This is a genomic window from Christensenella sp., assembly GCF_034927525.1.
GTDB lineage: Bacteria > Bacillota > Clostridia > Christensenellales > Christensenellaceae > Christensenella.
Genome location: NZ_JAYFPU010000054.1, coordinates 1 through 9,894, shown reverse-complemented (window position 1 = coordinate 9,894; position 9,894 = coordinate 1). Strand labels below are relative to the sequence as shown.

Here is a 9,894-nt window from a genome sequence, read left to right as displayed (position 1 = left end):
CGCTGCGATAACTATGGCAGGGGCGGTGCGCATGTGCCGCAAAACGTCGTGTTTACAACGGATATAAACGAGGACGCGCTGCGCAGGGATTTCACGGTCAACGCGCTGTATGCGGGCGAAGATGGGAACGTCCTCGACCCGACAAAAAGAGGCCTTGCGGCGCTGTGTGACAAAAAAATCGTGCAGGTGTGTGATGACACGCTCAGCGAGGATGCACTGCGTATTTTGCGAATGGTGCGTTTTAGTTGTCAACTTGGGTTTACAATAGAAGAGGAAACCTATGCGTGCGCCCAAAAATACGCGCACCAGCTTGCGGATATTTCGAAAGAGCGTATCCGCGACGAATTTACGAAAATACTTTTGTCCGACGCGGCATACGGTGTAAGCGGCGCCGTGCTGAAAGGCTTGTACCTGCTAAAAGACTTGGGAGCGTTCCGTTTTATCTTCCCGCGGCTTTTGGAGGGTGACGGCGTGAAGCAAAGCGCCACCTACCATGCGTACGACGTACTGGAGCACAGCCTTAGGACATGCGCATGTACGCCGCCCGACCTTGTGACGCGGCTTGCCGGACTGCTGCACGATATTGGAAAACCGGAAGCGCTCAGGCGCGGGGGCAGGATGTACGGGCACGAGCGGCTAGGCAGGGCGATGAGCGAAAATGCGGTCGCAGGCCTGCGGTACGAAAAAGCCGTCGCAGCGGCAGTGGGCGAGCTGGTGGAAAACCATATGTTCGACCTAAACAACACAGCGGGTAAAAAAGCGGTGGCACGTTTGATCACCAGGCTTGGAGAGCGGCAATTTTTGCGGCTCATCGACGTGCGTGAGGCAGATTTTGCCGGATCAGGCAAGGGAAATCCGGCACTCTCCGCACAAAAGTGGCGGGAGATATTAAAAGAGCTGCTCGATCAAAATGCGCCCATCGACAAAAAGAACCTTGCCATCAGCGGAAACGACCTGAAAAACGAGCTGGGCATACCGCAGGGAAAGCGGATAGGTATGCTGCTTTCGCAGCTGCACGAGTATGCGGTAAAAAAACCGTCTCAAAATAACTACAAAAGTTTGCTTAGATATGCTAAAATAGTAAATGCGCGTGACGGAGCGGAGGATGGGCGGCAATAAGGCCGCCAAACGACCCGTTGCAGTTGGAGGGAAACAAACGTGTTTGAACAGATCAGCATCAAAAACTTTTTAAACAGGGAACACATGGGCGAATACGCCGAAGTGGAATTTGATACGTATATCGACGATCGTGGAAAAGAGGAAGTGCAGGACGTGCGCCTCCCCATACACTATTACGAAGCGGGCGAAGGCGAGCCGCTCATTATGGTACACGGGATCGGGCAGTCGCTGTATACCTGGCGGAAAAACTTCCGCGAGCTTTCGGAGCATTTTCACGTATACGCGGTAGACCTGCCGGGTCATGGCTTTTCCGGCAAGCCGCAGATGAGCTATAGCATCGAAGAATTCGCGCTGACCATCGAAGCGTTTATGAACGTGATGGAACTGCCGGCCGCACATTTTTGTGCGTTTGGTGAAAGCGCTGTATATGTGCTCGATTTTGCGATACACAACCCCAAGCGGACGAAAAAGCTTGTGCTGGTCTCGCCGATGGTGTCGGTGGGCGCAAGCGCGGGACGGGGCAAAGGGCTGCAGTCGGCGCTCGGAACGACAGCAGGTAAAATGATGCTCAACCAAAGCGCGATACGCGCTACGCTTGAGGATTGCTACTTCGACCGTACGCTGGTGACGCCTGAAGTGGTGAACGAATATGCAGCAGGCCTGATGGATCGTGACTTTAAAGTTATTTCAAAGATGTGCATCGGGAATTTTATTGACGACGGGGTAGTGGCGAACGTGCATACCCTCAAAACCCCCATGCTTGTGGTGCTCGGCTCAGAAGACAAGATCACCGGCGGCGGCGACGGTGAGTTTTTGAAGCTGCCCATCGCGAACGGCAGCGTACTCACAGTGCGCAACTGCGGCTTTTTTGTGCACGAGGAGAAGCCGGAAAAAGTCAATGAAGCAGTCGTGAAATTTTGTTTGGCGCAAAAGCAGCCAATGACCGAGGAAGCATAAAAGGGCGGAAAGTAAAACATGATCAAATTTACGCTGGATGAACAGGCTTTTTTACCTGTACCCACTGTTTTTATTCAAAAATATATGTGCGACGCGCCCGCGGAATACGTGAAGGTGTTTCTTTATGGACTCTATCTGGCAAACGGCGGCGGACAGCTGGCGGAAACAGAGTTAGAGGACGAGCTTCATATGTCGTTTACGCAGATCGAAGCTGCGCTCAACTATTGGTGTCTAAAAGGCTTGATGGTCAAAAACGGTTCCCGGTACGAGCTCGTCGCCGGCAAACCGCGTGAGGAAGAAACCGGCAAAAAGAAACGCGCGCCGCTTTACGAAATGCAGAATTTCAATAATATGCTGCGCACGGTGCTAAACCGTGATTTAACCCCGAGCGAGCTCAATAGTATTTATGATTAGACGGATGGGTTCGGCCTGCCGCAGGAGGTCGTTTTGGTGCTGGTGGAATATTGCGCGCAGTCGCGCGGCAGCCGTATCAGCGTCGCGTATCTCGATAAGGTCGCGGAGGCGTGGAGTGCGGAAGGCATCAAAACCCTTGAGCAGGCGCAGCAAAAGATCGAAGAGCACAAGGCGGTGTCCGGCGGCGCGAACAAGCTGATGCGCCTGATGGGCCTGCACGGCAAATATCCGGGTAAGACCGAAATGGAACTATATAACAAATGGACGGAAAAATGGGGCTTTACCCACGAAGCCATTGAATATGTGATGAAGGACAGGGAGTTCTCAAAAGACCAGCCCTTCAAATATCTGGATGCGATCCTGCGCTCGCTGTACGACCAGGGGATCACCTCCTCCCGCAAAATAAGCGAGCATTTCAACGCACAGTCGCGCCGCAGGGATGCGATCAAGGAAATCCTCAAGGCGCTTGATTATTCGCGTATCAATGTAACGCCGCGTTACGAAAAATTTTACTGCGAGTGGGAACAGGCGGGCTTTTCACACCCGACGATCCTTCTTGCGTGTATGCAGTCTGCCAATATGGGCAGCCGCAAGTTCGAATCGGTGGATAGTCTCCTAAAGGAATGGGCGGCGCTTGGCCTCGAAAGCGAAGAAGATATCAAAAAGAACCTGCGCAAGCAAAACACGCTCGACCGTAAGATCAAGCAGGTGTACGATTGTGCGGGCGTCACCAAAGCGATCGCCGACGCCGACCGCAAAAGCTACATGCAGCTTACAAAAGAAAAGGGGCTTTCGCACGATGTGCTTTTGTACGCGGCGGAATTAAGCTCACTCTTTAACGATCCGCTTTCGTATATGCGCAAGGTGCTGGCTGCATGGGCGGAGGAAGGCGTAGATACGCTTGACAAGGCGAAAAAGCAGAACTTAAGCCGTGCGTTTGCCGATGCAAAAACGAAAAAGTCCTTTGAGCAGCACCAATATACGCAAGAGGATAAAAAGCAGCAGGAATTAAAAGAATATCGGGAAATGGAGCGGCTGTATGGCAAATAAAACCATAGGCGACCTTTTGGCCGATTTTGAGTTGAAACATGCGCGAAAAAGGCATGCAAATGAAAACAAGCGTGCAAAAAATAAAGAGATACAACAATTGGAAACAAAAAAACGCACGCTTCTTTTAAAAAAATTAGAGTGTGCTTTTTTAGTCGACGGATCTTCCGACGAGTACGATCAGGAGATTCAGGAGCTGGAGGAAACACAGAAAAAAATTGAACAGGAGCAGGGTATTTCTGTTGCGTACGATTGCGCGGTGTGCGAAGATACCGGGGTTGTAAACGGACAATATTGCAATTGCTTTTTGAAAGAGATTTATTGCCAGATTTTCCATGCGATCGATCCCGATACCCTAGCGATCAAAGATATGGATGTAACGATCTTTGATCATACAGAGGCGATCATAGATGATCTCACGCAGCTTGACTTAGTGAAAATAGCGTATGGCATCGGGGATCGATACATTTCGGATTTTCCGGCTACAAGAAAGCAAAACATGCTTATCTTAGGAAAGACAGGCTTGGGAAAAACATGGCTGTTGCACAATATGGCCGCAAAAGCGAATCGAAAGAAAATCGATACATGCCTGATCCGCTCAAACGCCTTGTTTGAAGCTTTTTTCAAGCATCGTATGGGAGAAGATATCCCGCTTGCGTTTTTGAAAAATGCAGACCTGCTGATGATCGACGATCTTGGAACAGAGCCGATTACGCAGAATGTGACGATAGAATATTTTTTTGATCTGCTGAATTACCGGCTGGAAGAAAAAAAGCATACGATCATTGCTACAAATATCGATGATCTGCAAAAAAGATATGACGACAGAATATACTCGAGGCTAAAAGACACCAGCAGATGTCTAACGCTTCGATTCAGCGGGCAAGACCTGCGACTGAAATAAAGAAGGTTAGGTACTTAACTATGCGCATCAGGATCCTAAAAGACGGTCCTTATGAAGTGAGCGGAGGTGTTCCGCTCAAAAAAATGGTGATCGGCGCGAACGAACAGGGCGATTCTACGCACTGGATCGAAGGCGAATACATCAAAACAGGACAGACCTACCGGCTGTGCCGCTGTGGGCAGTCCAAGCACATGCCGTTTTGCGACGGCAGCCACGCACACGGGTTTGACGGGACACAAACGGCAGACTGTGGGCCGTACGAGGAAGCGGCGATCCGCTATCAGGGCGACGGCATGGAGCTTCTCGATCAGGAAGAGCTGTGCGCGGTCGCGCGTTTTTGCGACGTTGCCGGCAGCATCTGGAACCTGATCAACGACAAGGATAATCTGGAGATCGCTGTGCAGCAGGCGTGTGATTGCCCGTCGGGCAGGCTGACGATCATCACGGACGACGGGACGCGGGTCGAGCCGGAACTCGAGCCCGAGATCGCGCTCATATGCGACGAACCGGAGGGCAAAATGGGGCCTATCTGGGTGCGCGGCGGCATCGAGATCGAGCTGGAGGACGGGACGATATACGAAAAACGCAACCGGGTCACACTGTGCCGTTGCGGGCAGTCCCAAAACAAGCCTTTTTGCGACGCGATGCACATGGAACTGGAGGATGAATAAAAAAGAGGCTGCACATGCAGCCTCTCTTATTATTTCCAACTTACCTTATGTGATGAATAAAATTCCTTCAACTCCGCTTTGAGCGGGTCGGGCAGGTTGTGCCAGCGCATCCCGCGGATCGCGCCTTCAAGGCCGCACAGCCTGTTATAGCATGCCGCCGGGTCGATCGCTTGTATCCGCAGCCATGCGTCGCGGCTGCCCACAGAACGCAATTCCTCCGCCGTATGAATGCCAACGTCATTCAGCTGCTGTGCTACCACAGCGCCGATGTTCGGCAGGTCGCTCAGTACGCCCATCCTCTTGCCCCCTAAACCAATTTATGCTTTAATTGCTCAATAACGGTCTCATTCAGTCCTGCCTGCAGCAGGTACTTTTCCACCGTCTTATAATGCTCTTTCATATAGTCCATCAGCTTTTGCATAAAAGTGGGTTTTGACTGGAACACAAAATCCGGCACTTCGATTCCCGCTGCCTGCACCATCTTTTTTTGCTGCACAAAAACAGGCTGCATATATTCTTCCGTCACGCTGTAATCCGCAATGATAACGTCGTCGCTCACGCCGACAAGCTTTAGCAGCAGCATGGTGATGATGCCGGTGCGGTCTTTTCCGGCGGTGCAGTGGTAAAGGGCACAGCCTTCGCATTCCGCCAGCTTGCGCAGTACGGCGGCAAATGTTGTCTTGCTGTTTTCAATCAGTCGTATATACATTTCAGACATATCGCTTGGCATCTTGCCCTGCAAAAAAGAAGACTGGATATTGTCAAGCAAAGGGAAATTTACGTATTCCATCGCCTGATGGTCGATCGCGTCCGGGTTGCGTTGTGTTTCCGTTTCCGCGCGCAGGTCGATCACCAGCCGCACACCGTAATCATATAAAAACTTCCTGTCGTCTGCGCTTAAATTCGCTAGGCTGTCGGCACGCAAAAACGATTTGCATTTTGTCGTCTTGTCCTCGTCTGCGGGATAACCGCCCAAATCGCGTACGTTGTACGCCCCCGAAAGCGACAGGGGTTGGGATATAAAACTCATGGCGCTTGTCCTCCTTGCCGTGCTATAATAATGCATCATGGGATATTATTTGTGTTATTTACTGGCCATCAATATCATTGCCTTTGTGGCATGCTTTATAGATAAACGTGCCGCACGCAGGTCTAAACGCCGAATCAGTGAACAAACGCTATTTTTGCTGTCCGCGTTTGGCGGGGCGTTCGGCTTCCTCGTCGGCATGTTTGTATTCCGTCACAAAACAAAGCATCTGAGCTTTCGCATCATGATCCCGCTGTTTTGCGCGATATGGATCGTAGGCACCGCGCTGGTCGTTAAATATTGCCTGTAACCCGCTGTTTTTTGGTTGTTACCTTCTGCGCGAAAGAAGGAACAGGCGCAGGAAGGAAAGAAAGGATGCAAGCATAGCGGCGACATATGTCATAGCAGCCGCGCTGAGCATCTTTTTTGCTTCGCCCTGCTCTTGTACGGTCAATACACCGGAGGCCTGGATATTTTCCATAGCCCGCTTAGAGGCGTTGAACTCCACAGGCAGCGTGATCAGCTGGAAGATCACGACCGCAAAATACACCCACGCGCCGATATCCACCAGCACGCCCATGTTCTCACGGAACAAAAGACCGATCAAAATCAGCGGAAACGCAAGGCTTGTAGCGACGTTGACCACAGGCACGATCGCGTTGCGCACGCGCATAGGGCCGTACTTTTTGAAGCGCTGCAGCACATGGCCACACTCGTGCGCGGCGATGGATACAGCGGCGACACTGTGCTTGTTGTATACGCCTTCTGAAAGGCTCACCGTATTGTTGCGCGGGTCAAAGTGGTCGGTCATCTGGCCCTGCACCGCCTGTACGCGCACGCCGTCAATGTTGTTCTGCGTCAGCATCGTCTGGGCAAATTCCCGTCCCGTAACGCCGCTCTGCGCGGGGATTTCTGAATATTTTTTGTAGGCAGAGCTGACTCTTGCCTGCGCCCAGATCGTGATGATGAACGCGGGAATGAGGATCAGCCATGTCCAGTCAAACCATAACAAAAATGGCATTTTGTTTTCTCCTTTTATTTTGTCGGCAGGGGCCGTCGGACCCGCTGCCGTCATTATAACATCTTTTCATGAACCATATATGATATATAAACAAAAAGCAATGGGCGGGAAGCATCAGGCCTTCAGGGAATCAAGAAACAGCCGCAGACTCGTCTCAATAAATGTTTCCTCGTCCATATCGGCAACACAAAGATAACCGCGCCCGGTAACGCCCAGCATATGAAAAAACCCCGTCAGGCTGAATACGGCGGAATACATGAGGTAGGCAAGCCCGATGTCGCTTCGGATGCTGCCGTCCTCCTGTCCCTGCTCAAACAAAGTGCCGATGGAGGCAAACATCTGTTGGTCAAAGGTAAAATACCGGTCGCGGTACACAAGCGCCATGCCCTCGCTCGCCTGCTTGACCGCGCCCGTCATGCCCATCAGCTTGAGCAGGCCGGGCTGTTCGCGGTAAAATTTGTAAAAGCCAAAGTAAGCCCGCTCGAGGCGCTCAAATCCTGTGCCGCCAGCATCTTTTAAGGAACGCTCCACGGTCTGCCACAGCTCCTTGTAGCCAGACAGAATGACAGCGTAAAAGAGGTCTTCCTTGCAAACAAAATATTGGTATAGCGTGCGCTTGGTAAAGCCGGTCTGCTCCGAAAGCATATTCATGGATGTCTGCTCAAACCCGTGTTCGCAGAACAACTGCCGCGCTTTTTCAACGATCGCCGCTTCTTTTTGCAGCTTTCCGGCCTCCCGCTTGGATAATTGCATGAAAAATGTCCCTTCCTGTTGACAAATTAGTATACCGTAAGTATACTAATTTGTACACCGTCGGTATACTTATCAGTATAAGGGAGCGGCGGACAAAGTCAACAGAAAAAAGGAGAGCTTTTTCATGAAAATAAACGATAAGGTGATCATGCTCGACGCGTCGAAGGGCGGTCACTGCTTTTTGGTGAAGGACGACGCGCTTGCGCTTATCGATACAGGCCTGCCATTCGTGCGTAAAAAACTGTTTGCAGAACTGGAATCCCTGGGCGTCTCGCCCACAGACATCAAAAACATCCTGCTCACGCACCACGACAGCGACCACATAGGCAACCTTTATGCCTTGCAGCAGGCGACAGGGGCGATCGTCTGGGCGCACGAAAAAGACATCCCTTACATCACCGGGGAAATACCGCGTCCGGGCAAAAAGAAATATATTGCGAAGTTACTGCTGAAGCAGCGGGTGGGCGGTATCCGGCCGTACGACAAAACGATGCGCGTGGGAAATATCCATATCATTGAAACCCCGGGGCACACGCCCGGCCATGTATGTATGCTGCATAATAAGGTGCTGTTCACAGGCGATCTGGTCGAACGAAAAAAGGGCAGGATCGTCGCTTATCCTGCCGGATGGAACTGGAATACGCAAATGCTGGAAGAATCGGTTACGTCCCTAAAGCAAGTCGATTACGAATGGCTGTGCATGGCGCACAGCAAGCCGTGTCGGCAGAGAATCGAACCCTAGCCGATGGGCACGAACGTTGGCTTCATATCCTCAAACGTACAGATATATTTTGCGCCGCTGCTCCTTAGCAGCTCGCGCGCTTCTTTGAAGTTGTGTCCGATCACGTCCGCGCTGTGTGCGTCGCTGCCAATGGTCACGACTTCGCCGCCGAGCTCAAAAAAGCGCTTGATGATGGTCGGGTGCGGCGTCGGGTAGCCGTGGATGTAATAGTTGCTCGTGTTCACTTCAATGCCATGCCCCTTGCGGATGGCGGTCAGCAGGATATCGTCTATCAGGTCGGGGAAATCATTGTACTGGAAGGGCGCGTCGCCGGGCTGCAAATCGCAGCGGTCTAAATACTTGTCGATGTAGCCGATGTGCGCGATCACGCAATACTCCCCTTTGAAATTTTGCAGATTGCTGAGCATTTCGCTCAAATACGCTTCCTGCGCCTGACGCAGCGTGCGTCCGGGGAACAAGTCGCCGAAAAACGGGTCTTCGCCCTGCGCCGTATGCTGCGAAGCGATCACAAAATCAAACCCGCGTCCGGAAATGTCGTCCGCGATGCGATCGAGCCAGTCAGGCAGAAGCGCGGCTTCAACACCTGCGCGTATTTTTATTTCGGGCACAGCGGCGCGTGTTTTTGCAAGCTCGCTGAAGTAAAGGTCAAAATCAAAATCAGGCTTGGATTCCTCGTACGGATAGCCAAGCTCGTGGTGCTCGGTAAAGCAGATGTCCGTAAAGCCCTTGTCGCGCGCGGCCTGCGCACAAGCGAGCATGCTGTCGTGTCCGTCGAACGACACGGTGGAATGGATGTGGTAATCAAACATACATAAGCCTCTTTTCCAATATTTCGCAATACCATTATCATATACCATCCGGGGGCGGGAGTTCAAGCCGCACAGCGGTTTTATTCGCACAGGAAATGTGCTATACTATACTGTATTTATTTTTAATGTTAGTGTTGAGGGATGTTATGCAAAACAAGTCAAAGGTACGGTATTTGTGCGAGGCCAGCCTGATTGCCGCGCTTTATGCGGCACTGACGCTGCTTTTAGCGCCACTGAGCTACGGGCCGGTGCAGGTGCGCGTTTCAGAGGCGCTGTGTGTGCTTCCGTTTTTTACGCCCGCGGCGGTGCCCGGGCTGTTCATCGGGTGCATGCTCGCCAATCTTTATACCGCAGGCCTCGGCGTCATGGATATCGTGGTCGGCAGTCTGGCCACGCTTCTCGCCGCAACACTCACATGGCTGATCCGCAA

Annotated in this window: 14 protein-coding genes; 9 read left to right on the top strand and 5 right to left on the bottom strand. The window is 51.8% G+C overall.

Translation table 11 applies throughout. The annotated features are described in order from the left end of the window. From VB081_RS01955 to VB081_RS01930, 6 genes are all read left to right on the top strand, one after another. The coding region (locus VB081_RS01955; protein ID WP_323399171.1) for an HD domain-containing protein at window positions 1–1,119 on the top strand (1,119 nt) is incomplete at its 5' end. Between the two features lie 39 nt (window positions 1,120–1,158). Beyond that, a complete protein-coding gene (locus VB081_RS01950) occupies window positions 1,159–2,076 on the top strand; it encodes an alpha/beta fold hydrolase (protein ID WP_323399170.1) in 918 nt (305 codons plus the stop codon). Between the two features lie 18 nt (window positions 2,077–2,094). Further along, a complete protein-coding gene (locus tag VB081_RS01945) occupies window positions 2,095–2,490 on the top strand; it encodes a hypothetical protein (RefSeq protein ID WP_323399169.1) in 396 nt (131 codons plus the stop codon). Between the two features lie 15 nt (window positions 2,491–2,505). Beyond that, entirely contained in the window at window positions 2,506–3,540 is a 1,035-nt protein-coding gene (locus VB081_RS01940; RefSeq protein WP_323399172.1) for a DnaD domain-containing protein, read from the top strand. Continuing rightward, window positions 3,530–4,441: an ATP-binding protein gene (locus VB081_RS01935; RefSeq protein WP_323399168.1), complete on the top strand. Its 912-nt coding sequence runs from the start codon at window positions 3,530–3,532 to the stop codon at window positions 4,439–4,441. The genes VB081_RS01940 and VB081_RS01935 overlap by 11 nt, the downstream gene beginning before the upstream one ends. Before the next feature lie 20 nt (window positions 4,442–4,461). Further along, window positions 4,462–5,112 (top strand): CDGSH iron-sulfur domain-containing protein, encoded by a 651-nt coding sequence (locus tag VB081_RS01930; protein WP_323399167.1) that lies wholly within the window; start codon window positions 4,462–4,464, stop codon window positions 5,110–5,112. Window positions 5,113–5,141: 29 nt separating this feature from the next. Here VB081_RS01930 and VB081_RS01925 read toward each other — a convergent pair whose 3' ends face one another. Together VB081_RS01925 and VB081_RS01920 are read right to left on the bottom strand one after the other, a co-directional pair. After that, window positions 5,142–5,408, bottom strand: coding sequence for a TfoX/Sxy family protein (locus VB081_RS01925; protein ID WP_323399166.1), 267 nt, complete (start codon window positions 5,406–5,408; stop codon window positions 5,142–5,144). Window positions 5,409–5,419: 11 nt separating this feature from the next. Then, window positions 5,420–6,142: a tyrosine-protein phosphatase gene (locus VB081_RS01920; RefSeq protein WP_323399165.1), complete on the bottom strand. Its 723-nt coding sequence runs from the start codon at window positions 6,140–6,142 to the stop codon at window positions 5,420–5,422. Between the two features lie 49 nt (window positions 6,143–6,191). Between VB081_RS01920 and VB081_RS01915 the strand changes: the two genes are divergently transcribed. Beyond that, window positions 6,192–6,449 carry a DUF1294 domain-containing protein gene (locus VB081_RS01915; protein WP_323399164.1) on the top strand — a complete coding sequence of 86 codons (258 nt, stop codon included), beginning with the start codon at window positions 6,192–6,194 and terminating at the stop codon, window positions 6,447–6,449. Window positions 6,450–6,467: 18 nt separating this feature from the next. Here the strand turns inward: VB081_RS01915 and VB081_RS01910 are convergent, their stop codons facing one another. After that, window positions 6,468–7,160 (bottom strand): zinc metallopeptidase, encoded by a 693-nt coding sequence (locus VB081_RS01910; protein ID WP_323399163.1) that lies wholly within the window; start codon window positions 7,158–7,160, stop codon window positions 6,468–6,470. A 114-nt stretch (window positions 7,161–7,274) separates the two neighbouring features. Further along, window positions 7,275–7,913, bottom strand: coding sequence for a TetR/AcrR family transcriptional regulator (locus tag VB081_RS01905; RefSeq protein WP_323399162.1), 639 nt, complete (start codon window positions 7,911–7,913; stop codon window positions 7,275–7,277). Between the two features lie 124 nt (window positions 7,914–8,037). Between VB081_RS01905 and VB081_RS01900 the strand changes: the two genes are divergently transcribed. Continuing rightward, entirely contained in the window at window positions 8,038–8,655 is a 618-nt protein-coding gene (locus tag VB081_RS01900; protein ID WP_323399161.1) for an MBL fold metallo-hydrolase, read from the top strand. On the opposite strand, the gene VB081_RS01895 is transcribed toward VB081_RS01900, so the two are convergent. After that, window positions 8,652–9,464 (bottom strand): histidinol-phosphatase HisJ family protein, encoded by an 813-nt coding sequence (locus VB081_RS01895; protein ID WP_323399160.1) that lies wholly within the window; start codon window positions 9,462–9,464, stop codon window positions 8,652–8,654. The two genes, VB081_RS01900 and VB081_RS01895, sit on opposite strands and share 4 nt — an antisense overlap. A gap of 146 nt (window positions 9,465–9,610) precedes the next feature. On the opposite strand from VB081_RS01895, the gene VB081_RS01890 reads away from it, so the two are divergent. Beyond that, window positions 9,611–9,894: QueT transporter family protein (locus tag VB081_RS01890; protein ID WP_323399159.1), on the top strand; the 284-nt coding region annotated here is incomplete at its 3' end.

Bases quoted from the DNA above. Each gene is read 5' to 3' on its own strand.
- VB081_RS01925 (WP_323399166.1), bottom strand. From the start codon at position 5,408: ATGGGCGTACTGAGCGACCTGCCGAACATCGGCGCTGTGGTAGCACAG.
- VB081_RS01930 (WP_323399167.1), top strand. From the start codon at position 4,462: ATGCGCATCAGGATCCTAAAAGACGGTCCTTATGAAGTGAGCGGAGGT.
- VB081_RS01905 (WP_323399162.1), bottom strand. From the start codon at position 7,913: ATGCAATTATCCAAGCGGGAGGCCGGAAAGCTGCAAAAAGAAGCGGCG.
- VB081_RS01920 (WP_323399165.1), bottom strand. From the start codon at position 6,142: ATGAGTTTTATATCCCAACCCCTGTCGCTTTCGGGGGCGTACAACGTA.
- VB081_RS01895 (WP_323399160.1), bottom strand. From the start codon at position 9,464: ATGTTTGATTACCACATCCATTCCACCGTGTCGTTCGACGGACACGAC.
- VB081_RS01910 (WP_323399163.1), bottom strand. From the start codon at position 7,160: ATGCCATTTTTGTTATGGTTTGACTGGACATGGCTGATCCTCATTCCC.
- VB081_RS01900 (WP_323399161.1), top strand. From the start codon at position 8,038: ATGAAAATAAACGATAAGGTGATCATGCTCGACGCGTCGAAGGGCGGT.
- VB081_RS01945 (WP_323399169.1), top strand. From the start codon at position 2,095: ATGATCAAATTTACGCTGGATGAACAGGCTTTTTTACCTGTACCCACT.
- VB081_RS01935 (WP_323399168.1), top strand. From the start codon at position 3,530: ATGGCAAATAAAACCATAGGCGACCTTTTGGCCGATTTTGAGTTGAAA.